Origin of the sequence: Collinsella sp. CLA-AP-H1, assembly GCF_040092945.1 — a bacterium.
Taxonomy (GTDB): domain Bacteria; phylum Actinomycetota; class Coriobacteriia; order Coriobacteriales; family Coriobacteriaceae; genus Collinsella.
On record NZ_JBBNKO010000006.1, the window covers coordinates 1 to 17,294 of the forward strand.

The following is a 17,294-nucleotide window of genomic DNA, read 5'->3' on the forward strand; positions in this document are numbered from 1 at the left end:
TCGGGGCTTTAGCCGGGGTGCCATGCGGCACCCCGGGGTATCCGGTATTACCCGTCCTTTCGGGCGGCTATCCCGGGGGAGGGGGCAGGTTCTCCACGTGTTACTCAGCCGTTCGCCACTCGCTTCCCTCCGGAGAGGGGTGCCGTTCGACTTGCATGTGTTAGGCGCGCCGCCAGCGTTCATCCTGAGCCAGGATCGAACTCTCCGTCCAAAATATCTGGGCTTCGAGCCCGTCCGGTCCTCTCAGTTCATCGCTGATCGGTTCCGTTCGATTCATATGGTTTTAGTATAGGAAAAGGAATTTCTCGGGGCCGCCTCTCGGCGGCCTTGCGAAAAACAAATCCAAGTTAGACCATTTCAAATGGTTCGATGTCTGCCCGGATGCGACACTGAAGTGTGTGTCCATCCTCGCAGTATCCGGTTCTCAAGGTGCACGCCTGCGCTGGTTCCCGGTTGCACCGGGCCGCGCGGCAAGGAGATATATTGCCAGACCGGAGGGGCGCCGTGGGCGGGAATCGCGCACTCCATATTTTGTTCACAAATGAATAGAACCCTCAGTTGCTTCACTGAGGTTAAAACTGAAGCATTGGCTTCTGATATTGGCGATGACCAGCTGTTTTATGTGTATTGAGACATCGGTCATCTCTGGAGCGCTACTTTACTCCAAAGGCATCAGTTGTTTGTTTCCCATCGGTAAAAGGCGGGTTTTGTTCGCCAAGCGTTCTTATATATAGCTAGATACGGGTTCGAACCCGTGCACCGGCAACAAAAAAGCGACCAACCGGAGTTGATCGCTTTCTATTCCATGGTGGGCCGTCAGGGGTTCAGCCTGCTTCGCAGGCGGCCGCTGCGGCGCTTTCGCGCCTTGCGCGCTGCGCTGGCAAACGCTCACGCGTTTACTCAGCTCCGCGCCCCGACGGGTTCGAACCCGTGCCGCGGCAACAAAAAAGCGACCAACCGGAGTCGATCGCTTTCTTTTCTATGGTGGGCCGTCAGGGGTTCGAACCCTGGACCTTGGGATTAAAAGTCCCCTGCTCTGCCAGCTGAGCTAACGGCCCGCGGGTGGCATTGTACCACGGTCTGGGACTATTCCCAACTCCATTGGCCGTTCTGGAAAATCACAACTTCACGTCCATCAGGTGTTATGCCCGTAATATCGATATCGTCCGTGCCAATCATAAAGTCGACATGCGTGCTCGAAACGTTAACGCCATGCTCCAAGAGCTCCTCCTTGGACATGTCATACCCACCCTCGATGCACTCAGGGAAGCCGACGCCTAGCGCAAGGTGGCAGCTAGCGTTCTCGTCATAGAGCGTGTCATAGAACAGAACGCCGCTTTCGCGGATCGGAGTGTTCTTGGAAATGAGCGCGACCTCACCCAGATGAGCGGCACCTTCATCGGTGTCAATAATGCTCGCAAGCGTCGCCTTGCCCATGCGGGCATCGTAGTCCACTACGCGGCCGGCCTCGAACTTAATCCAAAAATCGTCAACCTTGTTACCGTGGTGAATGAGCGGCATGGCCGAGTACACGATACCGTCGGCGCGCATGCGATCGGGCGAAGTGAAGACTTCTTCGGTGGGAATGTTGGGGAAGAAGGGGTGTCCATCGGGCGTCTTGCCCTTGCCGCCGGCCCACTCGTGACCTTTCGTCATGCCAATCCTCAGATCGGTTCCATTTGCCGCGGTGTAATGCAGGTAGTCGAAACGATTGTCGTTCATGAAGCGCAAGTTCTTTTCGAACGCCGCGTCATGAAGCTCCCAATCGCTCTCCGGGTCCTGGCCATCGGCACGAGCGGTGTGCAGAATCGCATTCCACAGCTTATAGATTGCAACCTCATCGGCGTCTCCCGGGAACACCTCGCGCGCCCAAGCCACGACCGGAGCGCCGGCGATACACCACGGGTTGATGTTGTAATCCAGTCCACGGCGGAAAACTTTGCACTGCGTATTCCTCGCCTTTGATGCCGCGGCCGGCTTGGCTGGATCGATGCCCTTGAGGGCCGCAGGATCCGCACCTTCGATAAAGACAAAGCAGGCACCATCCTGGGCCAAGGAATCCAGCTGCATGCGCTTCCACTCGGGTGTCTGCTCAAAATAGCTTTTCTCGACATGCTCGTACGTGAGCCTCGTCACGGCATCATCGGCCCAAATGACCGTCACGTGGCCGGCGCCGGCGGCATAGGCCTCCGCGACCACCACGCGCGCAAACGGCGCGCACTCGACCGGAGACTGAACGACGACCTCCTGACCGGGCTTGACGTTTACGCCCTTGCGGACGACCAGGCGCGCGTAGTTTTTAATCTTGGGCTCCAGGGCCTTCATGCCCTCCAGAGCCTCTTCGACCGTCAGGGCAGCTCGAATCATGTGCCACTCCATCTATCTATAGAACAGTAAAAAGGCGCGCCGCAAAAACGACGCGCCTTATATCTTAGCGATAAGTATGTATGCAAACGCTACTTCTTCTTGGAGTCCTTCTTGTCCTCCTCGGCAGCCGCGCGCTCAATAAGAGCGTTGAGCTTGTTCTCGGACATACCCTCGGCCTGCGCGCGGTACATGTTGCGCAAGGGACGAATACGAGCGAAGTCGTAGATAAAGTCACCCAGAATGACGACGTAGGACAAAACAATACCGACCATCTGGACGGGGCTGGACACCATGCCAGCGGGAGCGAAGTACAGCGAGGCCCAAATTGCCACGACGAGCACCATGCCAATGGCGAGCACAATCCACCAGATGCGACGGCGCTTGGTGTAGTCCTCGTCCTGCTTGAGGAGGATATTCGACACCGTATAGATGCGGTCCTCCTTGGCGCGCTGCTTAGCCTTGCGGGCGCGCTTCTCCTCTTTAGAGAGGCCCTCGAGGTTCTCGCCCTTCTCGAGCTCTTTGCGGCGTGCCTTAGACGAAGCCGGCACGACGCGAACGGAGCTCGCTGCTTGACGGGCGGGCTTAGCAGATGCGGCAGACTTGCGCGCAACCCCGGTAACTTCGTGGGATTGCGTGCGCTTGTTCGTGGCGCTACGGGTACTCACTTATGCGTTCTCCTTCATGCTTGTGAACTGGGAGCCCGTGATGATCTGGAAGGCCTCGCGATAGCGCTCGGACGTGCCATCGATGACCTCGGCGGGCAGGTGCGGGGTCTCCCCCGTCATATCCCAGTTGGCCTTGAGCCAATTGCGGACGAATTGCTTGTCGTAGCTAGGCTGGATCTTGCCCTCCTCGTAGCTGGCAGCAGGCCAGAAACGGCTGGAGTCGGGCGTGAGGCACTCGTCGATCAGCGTGACCTTGCCATCAATGACACCAAACTCGAACTTGGTGTCGGCAATGATGATGCCACGGGTCGCGGCGTACTCGGCAGCGGCCTTGTAGATCTTGAGGGAAAGGTCACGAATCTGCGTGGCGATGTCCTCGCCCACGATCTCGCAGCAACGCTCGAACGAGATGTTCTCGTCGTGGTCACCGATCTCGGCCTTCGTGGACGGCGTGAACAGCGGCTCGGGAAGCTTGGAAGCCTCGGTCAGGCCCTCAGGCAGCTGGATGCCGCAGACGGTGCCGTTCTCGTCGTAGGTCTTCTTGCCCGAACCGGTCAGATAGCCGCGGACGATGCACTCGATAGGAATCGTCTGGGCCTTCTTAACCAGCATGGCGCGGCCAGCGAGGTAGTCACGATACTCAGCAAACTCCTCGGGGAAATCCGCCGGGTCGATGGAAACGAGATGGTTGGGGACGATGTCGGCAAACTTATCGAACCAGAATGCCGAGATGCGATTGAGTACCTCTCCCTTAAACGGAATCTCGTCGGGAAGAATGAAGTCAAACGCAGAAATGCGGTCGGTGGCGACCATCAGCAGGTTTTCACCGGCATCGTAAATATCACGAACCTTGCCACGGGAATCCGGACGACGCTCCATCGTTGTCACGTGAGTCACTCCTTACCTAAATACGACAGAAATGCGGGTTCTTTCCCGCATGTTTTCGCAAACTCGGAGCGGCAGGGACGCGGCCCCTCCTTCACCGAATAACGAAAAGCTAGTGCTCCATTGTAGTAGATGCCGCGTCTGCCGTGTGCTCGCGGGGCAGATGAATTGTAAAAGTCGTACCCTTTCCAAGCTCCGACTCCACGGATATGTAGCCATGGTGACGCTCGACGATCTGCTTGGTCACGGCGAGGCCAACGCCCAGGCCGCCAGCTTCGCGGGCGCGGCTGGCATCGGCGCGCCAAAACCGCCCGAAGATGCGCGACAAATCGTCCTTGGCAATACCGATGCCGGTATCAGAAACGGCAATGCTGACGTGCTTGCGGTCACTGAGCACCGACACCACGACCCAACCGCCCTCGGGGGTGTAGCGCATGGCGTTGCTCATGAGGTTGATAACACATTGCGTGATCATGTCGGGATCGGCCTCGACGACATCGTCGTGACCCTGGGTCTCGTCCGCAAAACGCAGGCGCAGATCGCGGTCGACAAACAGGCGCTCCTGGGCATTAACGATGGAACGCACGAAAGGAACCATGTCCACCGGCTCAAGGTTGAGCGGAGCCGTGCTGTTTTCCATGCGCGACAGGTCGAGCATCTGCTGCACCAGACGAGCCAGGCGACGCGTCTCGGAAGCAACGGTTTCCAAATGCTCATCGTCGGTGGGATACACGCCATCCTGCATGGCCTCGACCGTTGCGAGCATGGCCATAAGCGGCGTGCGAAGCTCGTGTGCAACGTCTGAGGTCAGGCGCTTCTCGTGTTTCATATCCTTCTCGAGCGAAGTGGCCATCTCATCGAAGGTCTCACCCAGCTGATCGATCTCGTCATCACCGCGCAGTCCCGTGCGAGCCGACAGGTCGCCGTCACGGATTTGCTTTGCGGTACTGGTGATGCGATGAATCGGCTTGGTGAGCATGCGCGACACGAGCGATCCGATAACGACCGAAATGCAGATTGCAACAACCGCGGCGAGGGCCATGGCGTTAAAGGTCTTCTCCCTAAACGCAGAGTCCGCCTTGGTGAGCAGAGCGTCGGAGCCGATGGCCCACAGCTTTACCTGTCCGACATGCTCGCCGGAAGACGTTACAATCTCGACGTTAGCAACGCTATCGGAGTCGGTTGGAGCAGACGAGACCGGGCTATGCGATGCCCTCTTGCCGCTCGTGTCGTCGGTCGTAGCCTGGTTTTCGCGTACATCGGCGGTGGCGCTTGCCGAGGGCCAGGAATCGTCATAAACGATCACGCCCTTTTTATTGACGACCTGCATGCCCAGATCGTCGGAAACCAAACTCGACGTTGCGACCGTGCGCAGTTCTCCCGCGGTCCAAGAGCCGTTTTCCTCATATGAGATCGCCAACTTCTCGGCAGCGGAATTTGCGATTTCGACGATATTGGAGCGCGTGTAATCCGAAAAGACCGTGCCCCACACAACAGAGACAACGCCCACCAGCACCAATACTGTCATGAGCGATGTCAGAGCAAAAGCAAGTGCCATGCGCGAGGGATAGCTCATCGTTGGCCGTGAATCGGAACGAGGCGTGTTCCAACTAGCCTTGGAACCCGCCTCGCTCTCCTGCTTGTGCTTTTGTCCGATTTCAAAGCGCGCAGGTGTCATATGTGATTTCCCTATTTCTCGTCCGACTTATCGGTCTTGGCCGGAGCCTCGAAGCGATAGCCGACACCATGGACGGTGTAGAGCCACTTGGGCTTCTTGGGATCATCGCCCAGCTTGGCGCGAAGATTCTTCACGTGGCTATCGATGGTGCGCTCATAGCCCTCAAAGTCATACCCGAGCACTTTCTCGACCAGCTCCATGCGGTTATACACACGGCCGGGATGGCGGGCAAGCGTGGTGAGCAGCTTGAACTCGGAAGCCGTCAGATCGACTTCCTTGCCCTCGACCAAGATCTTGTGGCCCGAGATATCGATGACCAGATCGCCGAAGTCGAGTACCTCGACGGCGGGCTCGTCGGCCTGATGGGCACGGCGGAACAGAGCGCGAACGCGGGCGACGAGCTCGCGCGGCGAGAACGGCTTAATCAGATAGTCGTCGGCGCCGAGCTCAAGACCGATAATACGGTCCTCGATCTCGCCCTTAGCCGTCAGCATGATGATGGGGACATCCGAGGTATCGCGAATGGTGCGGCAAACGCGCTCGCCGGGGATCTTGGGGAGCATAAGGTCGAGCACGACCAGGTCGAACTGATGCTTCTCGAACTCCTCGATCGCGGACTGGCCGTCGCCGACGCCCACAACCCAGTAGCCTTCGCGCTCGAGATAGGCAGCGACGGCGTCACGGATTGCCTTCTCATCCTCGACCAGCAGAATCTTTTTTGCATCTGAAGCCATAACACGGCCCCCCTGTCTCAATTAGCTAAGAACAAGCCCATTTTAACGCACCTGAGCCCGCCAGATGCCGCTATGACGCGGCAGCTCGGCGGGCGGTACTCACAATTACAACGCGTTTATTCCCCTGTTGGCGCCTTTTTAACCCCTCTAAGCTTAAAGAGAGAATAGGCGTGCAGTGACTGTCTCTGGTATACCCTGGCTGTTGCGCACCGTGGCGTACGTAAGGAATGAGTCCGATTTTCCCGCCGTAGCTGGATAATCGCCATACTCCAAAGCGCGGTCGGGCGACAGCAGCGAGCCATAGGTCTTGGCAGAGGTGTCGATCAGGAAATGCGACGCCTGTACCTTAACAAGGTATTTATTCTTCTTGCCAGCCGCACATGCGAGCGGTTCGCGTGACAGGAAGAGGTACGGCCCTCCCTCATTACCGATATACGTGCCCATATTGCCCAGGCTGCCCACGCCACTATAGGCCGCCTCGATAGAAAACACGAAGGTATCGCCCATATATACGGCCTCGAAAGGCGAAACTGACGAAGGGAGGACCAACTGGGCACGCTTGGTGTTGTTGCCGTCGGTCAGATCGATTGCCGTTATGCCGTAGTAGACGCCCTCGTCGTTGCGGACACGCGGCGAGATGGTCAAAATGCCGTCGCTCGCGCGCGGGGCCGATGCAAAGCGGCCCGTCGATTTCCAAATTACCTCGGCCTTGGATTCATCAAGCGAGCGACGATAGCAAAACGAATCACTACTCGTTTTATTGCCGCCTGCCGAAGGCATTTTATACCAGATGACCGATGACCCGAACGCCGTAAACAAGGGCGGATCATAGTCCTTGCCACCTCGATCGAGCTCAACCACGTCGCCAGAGAGCGAAGCGCCCGACAGATTTTGAGCGTAGAGCTTCCACGATGAATTGGCAAAGTTCATCTCAACCCACGCGAATACGCCGTCGCCGGCACGGACATCGTAGAATGCATATCCCGTGCCCTCGATAGGATCCTCGATTAATGTGGTAAGCGAGCCATCACCCAGGTTGAGCACACCGAGTGTGTTGGCGTGCAGCGCCGATGCGGGCGCCATCATCGCCGCGGCGTAATCGCCGTCGCAGTAGTACAGCAGCGTACCCAGAGGCAGCGTCCACGACGCCGCCGGCTCAAGATCGATGTCGACTGCCTCGTACTCATCCGTAATCGAGATGATCTTGGAATCGTCCTTGATAACCTGCGGCTCGCCGGCGGCATCATCGCTGGTGCCCGTTTTTTTCGAGCATCCGGCAAGTACCGTGGCAGCGCCCGCGGCAGCCCCACCGAGTACGAAGCCGCGACGCGATATTCCGTTCTTGATGTGATCGGCGATACCCATTAGGCGATCTCGGCGCGAGCGGCCTCGATAGCGCGTGTAAGCTGGTCGGCGCAGGAGGTCTTTTTCATACCGCAGGTATTACCGGCGAGAACCTCGATTACGCGATCGGCAGGAGCGCCCTCGACCAGCTTGGAGATAGCCTTGAGATTGCCGTCGCAGCCGCCGGTAAATTCAACGCCCATCACCTTGTTGCCGTCATCGGAAAGGTCAAGGTGAATATTGCGAGCACACACGCCCTGAGGCTTGTAATCAAACGAAATCATGCGATCCCCTCTCAGAATGTTATTCGAGACGACTATTATCCCCGTCTTTCCCTAAATGCAACGAGGCGCTTTGCCGGCAACACACATTACCAGCAAAGCGCCCTAAAAAGCTAACGTTATGCCCGAACCTACTCGAAGCTCAGCTGCTCCAGACGATCAAAGACCGTGTCGATACGGGTGAGGAAGTCCCACGGATCAAAGATCTCGTCGAGCTTCTCCTGGCTGACGGTGCAGCGCGGGTCGGCCTCGAGACGCTCCTTAAAGGTGGGGCCGGAGACACAATCCTGTACCTCGTGCCAGGTTGCCATAGCGTTCTCCTGCACAATGGCGTACGCGTCCTCGCGGGTGATGCCCGTGTCGACGAGGGCGAGCAGTACCTTGGAAGAGAAGATGAGGCCGCGGGTCTTATTGAGGTTGGCCATCATGCGGGCGGGATACAGCTGCAGGCCGTCGATAACGCGGATGAGGCACTGGAACATGTGGTCGAGGGCGATGAAGCTATCGGCCTGGGCGACGCGCTCGGCAGAGGAGTGCGAAATGTCACGCTCGTGCCACAGGGCGACGTTATCGAAGGCAACCTGGGCGTTGGACTTCACGACGCGCGACAGACCGCAGACTTTCTCCATGGTGATGGGATTGCGCTTGTGCGGCATGGCTGAGCTGCCCTTTTGGCCCTTACGGAACGGCTCCTCGGCCTCGAGCGTATCAGTCTTCTGCAGATTGCGGACCTCGGTAGCGATGCGCTCGCAGGTGGCTGCGGTGGTGGCGAGAACGCCGGCGAGATAGGCGTGATGGTCGCGGCTGATAACCTGCGTGGACAGCGGGTCGTGAACCAGGCCCAGGTGCTCGCAGACATACTCCTCGACGAACGGCTCGATGGAGCTGTACGTGCCGACAGCGCCCGAGATAGCACCGAAGGCAACATTCTTGCGGGCGTCCTCAAGACGATCCAGATCGCGCTTGAGCTCCCAGGCCCAAGAGCCAAACTTCATGCCGAAGGTCATCGGCTCGGCGTGGATGCCATGAGTGCGGCCGGCACAGAGCGTGTTGCGCTCCTCAAAGGCGCGACGCTTGCAAATCTCGCCGAGCTTCTTGACGTCCTCGATGATCAGGTCGCAGGCCTGGGTGAGCTGGTAGCACAGGGCCGTGTCGCCCAGATCCGAGCTGGTCATGCCATAGTGAACCCAGCGGCTGGGCTTGGGGTCGCCCTCGGGAACATCGGCATCGATGTATTCCTTCATGTTGGTCAGAAAGGCAATGACGTCGTGGCGCGTGACTTCCTCGATCTCATCGACCTTCGCCTTCTCAAAGTTGGCATGGTCGCGGATCCACTGGGCCTCGTCTTTGGAAATACCGATCTTGCCGAGCTCCGCCTGGGCCTCGCAGGCCAGAACCTCGATCTCCTGCCAAATGGCGTACTTGTTCTCGAGGGAGAAGATGTGTCCCATCTCCGGGCGGGTATAGCGATCGATCATAGCGGCTCCTTTTTGGTTATTGGCACGTTGGTCGTAACCCAACCATTGTACCGTGCGCAGGTGCAAGTATGGGCAGCAGGCATTAACCTAACATTTTGGAATTGGAGCGAGCAACGGGACGTCTGCGTTATTTGCTTCGCAAATCCGCACCGGCTGCGGTCGATCCCCTCGGATTCACGGTGACGATGGGGAAGACTTTGTTGAATTGGCCGTCCCGAGGTCTTCTGTGCTCCATGGAGCGGACAACGGGACGTCCGCGTATTTGCTTCGCAAATCCGCACCGGCTTCAGGCGCCTGTCGGCGCCTTCGCCTGCTCGCTACAAACGCTTCGCGTTTGCTTAACGCTCGCACCCTGGCGGGTTCGAGTCCCGGCGCTTAGTAGTAAAAAGCACGGCAACGTAACGCTGTCGTGCTTGTGCTTTTTACTGGAGCGGGCAACGGGACTCGAACCCGCGAGTGTCAGCTTGGGAAGCTGATGCCTTACCACTTGGCGATGCCCGCATATGTGGGGGATAGTATAACGCGGTTGTCTTGTTCGATACAAGGGTGTCGATGCTTGTTTTAGCTGTGGAGAATCGTTTGAAAACCGCGCCAATTGTGGAGATGAGGACCTTTGTCTTTCTTTTCTTACCATCTTCTACCTGCACTTTTATCTGATTGTTGTATTTGAGCTCGATTTGTCAGAAATCGGGCAAGCTTTTGGTCAGGCTCCGGTACTTACCCGCATGAACCTCGGGGGTAGCCTCATCCTACGCGTCGCAACCTCCCCATGCGGCGCACGAGGGATAAGGAGCAGCCATGTCCAACGCACCCATACACTCTGTCCACAGCGCAATCGCAACAGGTCCGCTGCTCCTGCTCCTCTTCCTGCTTTTCGGCTGCCTGGCACCGGGAGCCGCATTTGCCGTCGATGGCTACGACCAGCTCGGCTTCCGCACTATTAGCGATGATTGTGGGCCCTTCTTCATCGGCAAGTATGAAGCTCAAGACGCCTCGATTGCCTACTGCATGAACCAGGAGCGCCCCGGCCCCACCAAGCCGGGCGGCCCATGGCTCAACTTTGATCAAGGCTGGGTGTGGCTCGACGACGAGTTCGCGGCAATCGTTTGTCACGGATATCCTACCGCCACGTCGTTTGGCGGTTACCATCTTTCACCCGATCGCGCCCGCGCCGCAACCCAGCTTGCCGTATGGATGCTCAACGGCACTACCCATGTCGACGGTACCTATTCCTACACGACCGCTCAGGGCAAAACCAAGAGTGGGCACTTTACCGCCGACAATGAAGTCGTGGCGGCTGCGCGGTGGCTCCACGACAGCGCAAAATCAGGAAGCATCAAAGCCGCTCCGCACCGCGCGCGGCGCTATCTAGGAGCCGTATCGGGCGGCAGCAAACGTCAAGACATGCTCTATGTACTGCCGGCGGTCTCTGTTTCCTTCCAAAAGCAGTCTGCAAACGCTGCCATTACCAGCGGAAACAATACTTATCAGTTTGACGGGGCAACATTCGATGTTTTTGAGAGCACCAGCGGCGCGCGTGTCGACACCGTCCAGATGGACAGCAACGGTCGAGCGCAAGCAACACTTCTGCCCAACACGGCATACTACCTAGTTGAAACGAAGGCGCCGGCCGGCTATGTCCCCCGTCGTGATCGCATCGCCTTTACCACGGGGAATGACGGTGGACAGGTCGCCATTGATGAACAGCCCGGCACCATCAACCTGCGTATCGTAAAACTCGATGCCGCGACGAATGCCGGCCCCCAGGTGGGATCTTCACTCGCAGGAGCAGAGTTCACGTGTGTGTCGCAATCAACCCCTGGATGGGCGCAAATCCTCACGACCGACGAAAGCGGTCGGGCCACCCTCGCCGATGTCCCCTTAGGAACCTTTACCATCTACGAATCAAAAGCCCCCGAGGGCTACCTGCCATCCAACGACAGCTGGACCTATACCGTTGGAGCCGACCAGCTCGGCGATTCAGGCGTGGTCGAGATCGAATCTCGCATTTCCGATATCCCCATTGCGTTTAACCTTGAGATTTCCAAATTCAAGGATTACGGCAATAGCGATCAATCCGGCCTGGAGCAGCCGGCGGGTGGTGTTGTCTTTGAGGTTGTCAGCAACAGCTCTCAGCAGGTTGTTGGCACACTGACCACAAACGTCTATGGCTTTGCCTCCACCAAAGATCAGCCCGAAGCATGGTTCGGCACAGGCAAGCGACCCGCCGGTGTCCACGGAGCTGTCCCATACGACCGTGCCGGCTACACGATTCGCGAGGTTCCGGAAACCGTCCCCGAGGGTTTTAAACGTGCAGGGGAATGGACCGTCGGGGCCAATCAGATTTCCAACGGCGCCGAGCTTCAATATATCGTGGACAACCACGCGCTGTCGACGCATCTCCAGATTGTAAAACGCGATGCCCAAACAGGCGCTTCTGTTCCACTAGCCGGATTCACCTTCCAACTCCTAGACAGCAATCACGAACCTGTCTCACAAACTTGCTGGTATCCAGCACATAACGTAATGGACACCTTTACGACTGACGCGACCGGGACCGTCACACTGCCCGAATCGCTCGTGCCGGGCACCTATTATGTACGCGAAACCTCGGCCAAAGAGCCCTATCTTGTCGGCGAAGAGATCGAGGTAAACATACCCGCCGACATGAACTTAACGCCCGTTGCAATCGCCTCGTATTATGACCACGCCGCGACCGGAAACATCAGGATCGTTAAAACCGATGCCGTAGACGGCAGCAGCCTCGCGGGCGCCGTCTTTGAGATCCGTGCCTCGGGTGATATCGTGCGCCCCGACGGTAGCATTGCCGCGCTCGACGGTGAGACCGTCGCGACCGTCACGTCGGATGAAACTGGAGAAGCACGCGCGGACAACCTCCCGCTGGGATCTGGCACCGCACGCTACGAGGTCGTCGAGACTCAAGCGCCGACCGGCTTCTTACTCGACCGGACGCCCCATATCGTAGACCTCGCTTATGCCGACCAGAAAACACCCGTTGTAGAAGCACGGCTTAACGTATCCGACGATTACACCAAGGTTGATATCTCCAAGGTCGATGCAAGCGGTGAGCAGGAAGTGGAAGGCGCACAGCTCACCTTATATGGTCCCGATAAAACCGAAATAGACTCCTGGACCTCATCCGACAAGCCGCACCGCGTCGAACATCTTGCACCTGGCACCTACTCGTTGCGCGAAATGATGTCTCCGCGGACCTATGACCTTGCCGAGGAGATAACGTTTGAAATAAAGGATACGGGAGAAGTCCAATCCGTCGCGATGAAGGATGCGCCCATCGAGATCAAGGGGCAGGTCGACAAGCGTCAGGAACTTGTCCAACCTATCGAAAAGGGCCTGTTGGCTAACGGCGATGGTAAAAACCGCGCCACGACGCAAACCAATAGTGATGGGCTTTTCTCCTATACCATCGATGCTCGAAACGATTCCGCTACTTGGGTTGATGAGTTTACGATTACCGATGATCTTGAGTGCGCCAAAGACGGCACGGCGAGATTCATCTCAATCGAAACCCCCGTCGCCATCGGCGACCTCAACGGTCTGTGCAACGTGTGGTATCGCACGACGCCGTTGGACTCGACAGACGTCGATGAACCGGCGAACGCGACACTTGACGATGGGCACGAAAATCCTTGGCTTGAGTCCGACGAAGTAAAAGAGAGCCTTGGTGAGGACTGTCGCCTCGTCGATTACGACGGCTGGCGCCTCTGGAAGGCGGATGTCTCGACCACGGAATCCACCACACTCGAGGCGGAAGAGCTCGACCTTGCATCCAATACCGTCGTAACGGGCATTCGAATTGAATACGGTGCGGTAGCTGCCGACTTTACGACTCGAAGCGATGCGGATTCTTGGACCCGCGATGATCTCAAAGATGAGCACGACGACCTTGACGATGCCAAAGCAATCCTTGGCACAGACGCTCGGGGCGCAGTCGTGCACATGCAGGCAACGTCGGCTTATACGACCCAAACCGCACTCACCAACAGCGCGCGCGTCGATCTTTGCCGCAACGGCGGCGGCGATAAACTTGAGTCACATGACGAGGACCGTGTCATTCAACGCTGTACCCTACCGCAGGACCTACCGGCAACAGGATCAGTTCCCATCGCCGCTTGCATCACCGCGCTCCTGACCTCGGGTGCCGCAGCCCTATGGTTCGCTCGCCTTAGGTCGATCCCAAAGAACCGCTAGCACGATGAAAAAGCGGGCGAGCCAGTCCCCCGGCTCGCCCGCTTTCAATCATTTAAATCGCCGTATCTACTCTGCAGACGAAGATCCACCATCAACGATTGCCTGCTCAGACTCAGGAATCCCATCGGCACCCGTGCTCTGTTCTTGCTCCACCTCTTCGCTGATTGCGGAGGCGGGGGTCGAGCCCTTCGCACCCACGATGTAGGCAGCCCCAAATCCTAACGCAATGGCAATCAAGGTCAAAATCACGTAGACAGGCCAATGGCGCTTAATATACGAAAACACGTTGACTCCTTAGAGCTCCGTCTACGAACGGCGGATAACCTCGGTCACGACCTCGGATACCGTGGCAATGTTCGTCGGGTTGACATTGTGGGGCAGGTCGTCCTCGGTACGAGCGCAAGCCAGACGCGTGCCGTCCACGCCGGCGATGGTGAGGGCTCGGCGGCTCGCCTCGAGCGCGGCATAGGCATCGGTCTTGGCATAGGGCATCTCGAGCGCGCCACAATCGACATGGAACGACTTGCAGACCTTGCTGACCAGGTTCATGATGCGGCGATCGCCCTTGAGCAGTTGTTGTTCGCCCTCGACCGTCACAACCGAAAGCCTACCGGCGCCGACGGATTCAAGATTGATAAAGAATACGCCGCGGAGCTTATCGCGATGCGAAGCCAAGAAGGCCTTCATGCCGGCGCCATCACAATCCGAGGCGCCCGTTGCCACAAACCAGATATCGTGACCGAGCAGCTCATCATCGCCCATAGAGGCGACAGCCGAGAGCATATCTTCGGAAGAAGCGCCATCGGAAGACGTAGCGCCACCCTTCCAGCCATCGTTATCGTCCTCGAAGTTATCCCACGAACCGATACCGCGACCGGACTTCTTGGCATCGTAATCGTCTTCGACGCCCAGCCAGTCACTCATGCTGTCCTGCTCGTTTTTCTTTTTACGGCCGAACAGACCACCCAGGCCGCGCTTACGAGACTTGGGTGCCGCCGGGGCGGGAGCCGAAATGGTCTCGATCGGCTGCGCGCCCGACGCAACGGGCATAGGAGGCGCAACGGGTGCCGATGTGGGTTCGGGACCCTGGGCAGTAGCAAAGGGATCGTTGACCTGTGCGGAGGGGTCGGGAAGGTCGAACAGCGACGTGCGAGACGCAACGTTTGCCTGCTTCATAGACGGCAGCGACGGATCGGGGACCGAAGCCAGCGGAGACGAGGAAGGTGCAGGCGACGGTGCCGACGACGGATCGGGAACATTCATCTGCGGACGCGGCGATGCTTGGGAGGAAATCTGGGCCATAAGGGAATCGACCGTTTCGTCCTGGGTGGGAGCGACATTGGCAACCGTGGCACCGGAACCACTCGGGGTCGGCATGGTGAAAATCTGCGTGGAGTAAGGCCTCGACTCATCCGTTTCGAGAGTCTCGGAAACCGCAGGCACTTCCTCCTGCTCGGCCTCGGTCGAATCAGCTTGCTCGGCTGCCGCGTATTGCTCTTCGCCAGAGTTGGCCTCGACGGGCTCGTCCTCGGCAGCATCAATGGGCTCGTCATCGTCCACCGCGTCGCCCTGTTCATCGGAAACAGGAAGGGACTCGGCAATCGCGGTGCCCTGCTTTTCAAACGTTATCGTGGAATCGAACTGCGCGGCATCAAACGACATGGTGCTATCGACGTGCTGCTGAGCCTCGAAAGACGTCGTCGCCTCAACAACATCCGCGGACGCCGGTTGCTGGGACTCAAAGGACGTTGTAGCTTCGGCGGCGTCGACGGGCGCGGACTGCATAGCCTCGTTCTGCTCGAACTCTTGCGCCGCGTGCTCACGTGCCGCCTCGGCTGCCTGCTGCTGAGCGATAGCCTCCTGCTCGGCAGCCTCACGTGCGGCAGCGCGCTTCTCCTCGAAATCGTCGACAAATTTCTTGCCCTTTGCAAGCGCACCCTTAAAGAAGTTGGAAGCGCTGGCGCCAATCGACGAGAACGCGGATGCAATGTCGGCATGGGGCGTTGCCGCGGGAATCTCGGCCGAGAAATCAGTATCGCTCTCGTAAGACACGCGCCTCGGCTGTTCAACGTAATCGTCGTCAGACTCGTCCGCAACGTCTTGCGCCGGCGCGGCGGGAGCCAAAATGTCCAGTCCTGCCGCGGGATCGATCGCGGACACCGCCTCGGGCTCGGCAACGGCAGCGGCAACCGCGGCAGACTCATCATCCACGGTGACAGCGGGCGCAGGCGCAGTCACGACGGGGGCAGGCTCGGGCTCAAACGTCGGCTCCTCGCCCTCCTCGTAATCGAGCGTGCAGGACTCGGGAAGCATTCCGAGCGCACGGATGGCATCCGAACCAAAGCGGATGTTGCCGGCGGCATTGCGATAGAGCTTGGGCTCGGGCTCGGCCGCGACAGGCTCCTCCGCCGACTCGGCAGCGGAAACCTCGTCATTGAACTCTTCAGCCTGGACAGCCTGATTCTGATCCTCGGGCACGATGGCGCCAATCAGCGTCTCGTCGGCAGACGCACCCTCAAAGCCCTCGATATGCTCGTCGAAAGCCTCACCCTGTTCGGGCTCGGTCTGAGTGTCGGGAGCAATCGGCTGACCGAACTCGTCCTCGGCGTAGGTAGGCTCTTCGTACTCGATGGTGTTGCCGTAGTCGTTTTGCTGCTGGGCCGCGGCATACTCCGCCGCTGCACGCGCCATTTCCTCGGCACGACGCTTTTGCTCCCCAAAATAGGTATCGAACGGAACATCGTCGGGAAACTCGTTTTCGCCCTGGAAGGGAGCAACGTTGTCCATAACGCCGAGCATAGCGGCGACAGAAGACTTGTTGCACACCGCGCCGGACGTATAGGGAAGAATATGGCGGTTAGAGATGATGTTTGCCGCGTTGGCAAGTGCAACGAGGGAAGCGAGGAGCGCGACAATCCACAGCAGAACCTTGAGCGCGCCGGGGAGCGGCAGGATACGCAGGATGGCAACGGCAGCGGGGGCAACCGTGGCAACGGGCAACAGCTTGGCGATGAGCGCACGATACGAAGCATAAGGCTCGCGGGCGAGCAGCTCAGCACGGGGAGAGTCGTAGTGTGCGACAACGACCACCGGGCGGTTACGCGGGGACGCGAGCGGGCCCGAGGCCTTGTGGTAGGCGATGACATTTTGGCTCACGCCCGTCTTGCCCAGACGCGAAACCACGGGGTGGCCCGTGCGCTCGAGCACGTAAAGAACGGCGCCGACAATAGCCAGCAAGGTGCCGACCAAGCCGATACCGCCGCCGATGCCCATCAGCAGGGCGCCGGCAAACGCAAGAATACCGGTAACGGCAAATGCCAATCTACTGGGCGCCGGGGCATTGAACTCCTGAACCTCGGGATCAAAGCCGTGGTTGCGGAAGATCTGAGCGATATCCTCGGCAGCCAAGCGCTCTTCTTCGCTGCATGCCGGCGTAATGCCGGTGTTCTGCAGCAGGTGGTTAATATAGTTCTGGGTGTTCGCCATGTGCGCTCCACATCCATAATCCGACAAATAGGCCCAATGCATGCACATTAGAACCGTATATAGTCGAAAGTATACCCCGAGCGGGCGCAAACGACCGAATTCGGGCCATCTTAACGCCCCGAGCGGACAAGGATATAGCCTAATCT

At 58.4% G+C, this 17,294-nt stretch carries 11 protein-coding genes, 2 tRNA genes and 1 rRNA gene; 1 reads left to right on the top strand and 13 read right to left on the bottom strand.

The features are described 5' to 3' along the window. The 11 genes from AAAV44_RS04655 to AAAV44_RS04705 form a co-directional block, all read right to left on the bottom strand. Positions 1-211 (bottom strand): 16S ribosomal RNA (locus AAAV44_RS04655); the annotation flags it as partial. A gap of 771 nt (positions 212-982) precedes the next feature. Continuing rightward, positions 983-1,058: transfer RNA gene (locus AAAV44_RS04660), tRNA-Lys, on the bottom strand. Between the two features lie 28 nt (positions 1,059-1,086). Further along, positions 1,087-2,367: an aminopeptidase gene (locus tag AAAV44_RS04665; RefSeq protein ID WP_349114790.1), complete on the bottom strand. Its 1,281-nt coding sequence runs from the start codon at positions 2,365-2,367 to the stop codon at positions 1,087-1,089. Between the two features lie 89 nt (positions 2,368-2,456). Further along, complete coding sequence (locus AAAV44_RS04670; protein WP_349114792.1) at positions 2,457-3,032, bottom strand: hypothetical protein; 576 nt, start codon at positions 3,030-3,032, stop codon at positions 2,457-2,459. Beyond that, the gene (locus AAAV44_RS04675; protein ID WP_035136481.1) at positions 3,033-3,911 is read right to left on the bottom strand and encodes a phosphoribosylaminoimidazolesuccinocarboxamide synthase; all 879 of its coding nucleotides are present in this window, start codon (positions 3,909-3,911) and stop codon (positions 3,033-3,035) included. Positions 3,912-4,029: 118 nt separating this feature from the next. Next, positions 4,030-5,595: an ATP-binding protein gene (locus tag AAAV44_RS04680; protein WP_349114793.1), complete on the bottom strand. Its 1,566-nt coding sequence runs from the start codon at positions 5,593-5,595 to the stop codon at positions 4,030-4,032. Between the two features lie 11 nt (positions 5,596-5,606). After that, complete coding sequence (locus AAAV44_RS04685) at positions 5,607-6,329, bottom strand: response regulator transcription factor (RefSeq protein WP_006236208.1); 723 nt, start codon at positions 6,327-6,329, stop codon at positions 5,607-5,609. A gap of 153 nt (positions 6,330-6,482) precedes the next feature. After that, positions 6,483-7,694, bottom strand: a complete 1,212-nt coding sequence (locus AAAV44_RS04690) for a twin-arginine translocation signal domain-containing protein (RefSeq protein WP_055310311.1) — start codon at positions 7,692-7,694, stop codon at positions 6,483-6,485. Beyond that, complete coding sequence (locus AAAV44_RS04695) at positions 7,694-7,957, bottom strand: TIGR03905 family TSCPD domain-containing protein (protein WP_117848466.1); 264 nt, start codon at positions 7,955-7,957, stop codon at positions 7,694-7,696. The genes AAAV44_RS04690 and AAAV44_RS04695 overlap by 1 nt, the downstream gene beginning before the upstream one ends. Positions 7,958-8,085: 128 nt before the next feature. Beyond that, positions 8,086-9,432: an adenylosuccinate lyase gene (gene purB, locus AAAV44_RS04700; protein WP_055251306.1), complete on the bottom strand. Its 1,347-nt coding sequence runs from the start codon at positions 9,430-9,432 to the stop codon at positions 8,086-8,088. A 426-nt stretch (positions 9,433-9,858) separates the two neighbouring features. Then, positions 9,859-9,933: transfer RNA gene (locus tag AAAV44_RS04705), tRNA-Gly, on the bottom strand. Positions 9,934-10,230: 297 nt separating this feature from the next. Here AAAV44_RS04705 and AAAV44_RS04710 point away from each other — a divergent pair. Further along, entirely contained in the window at positions 10,231-13,662 is a 3,432-nt protein-coding gene (locus tag AAAV44_RS04710; RefSeq protein ID WP_349114794.1) for a SpaA isopeptide-forming pilin-related protein, read from the top strand. Between the two features lie 66 nt (positions 13,663-13,728). Here the strand turns inward: AAAV44_RS04710 and AAAV44_RS04715 are convergent, their stop codons facing one another. Both AAAV44_RS04715 and AAAV44_RS04720 read right to left on the bottom strand, forming a co-directional pair. Next, entirely contained in the window at positions 13,729-13,947 is a 219-nt protein-coding gene (locus AAAV44_RS04715; RefSeq protein WP_022094153.1) for a hypothetical protein, read from the bottom strand. A 21-nt stretch (positions 13,948-13,968) separates the two neighbouring features. Next, positions 13,969-17,148, bottom strand: a complete 3,180-nt coding sequence (locus AAAV44_RS04720; protein ID WP_349114795.1) for a hypothetical protein — start codon at positions 17,146-17,148, stop codon at positions 13,969-13,971. Positions 17,149-17,294: the final 146 nt, after the last annotated feature.

Coding starts and splice junctions, on each gene's coding strand:
- AAAV44_RS04665 (WP_349114790.1), bottom strand. CDS start 2,367: ATGATTCGAGCTGCCCTGACGGTCGAAGAGGCTCTGGAGGGCATGAAG.
- AAAV44_RS04675 (WP_035136481.1), bottom strand. CDS start 3,911: ATGGAGCGTCGTCCGGATTCCCGTGGCAAGGTTCGTGATATTTACGAT.
- AAAV44_RS04680 (WP_349114793.1), bottom strand. CDS start 5,595: ATGACACCTGCGCGCTTTGAAATCGGACAAAAGCACAAGCAGGAGAGC.
- AAAV44_RS04685 (WP_006236208.1), bottom strand. CDS start 6,329: ATGGCTTCAGATGCAAAAAAGATTCTGCTGGTCGAGGATGAGAAGGCA.
- AAAV44_RS04690 (WP_055310311.1), bottom strand. CDS start 7,694: ATGGGTATCGCCGATCACATCAAGAACGGAATATCGCGTCGCGGCTTC.
- AAAV44_RS04695 (WP_117848466.1), bottom strand. CDS start 7,957: ATGATTTCGTTTGATTACAAGCCTCAGGGCGTGTGTGCTCGCAATATT.
- purB (WP_055251306.1), bottom strand. CDS start 9,432: ATGATCGATCGCTATACCCGCCCGGAGATGGGACACATCTTCTCCCTC.
- AAAV44_RS04710 (WP_349114794.1), top strand. CDS start 10,231: ATGTCCAACGCACCCATACACTCTGTCCACAGCGCAATCGCAACAGGT.
- AAAV44_RS04720 (WP_349114795.1), bottom strand. CDS start 17,148: ATGGCGAACACCCAGAACTATATTAACCACCTGCTGCAGAACACCGGC.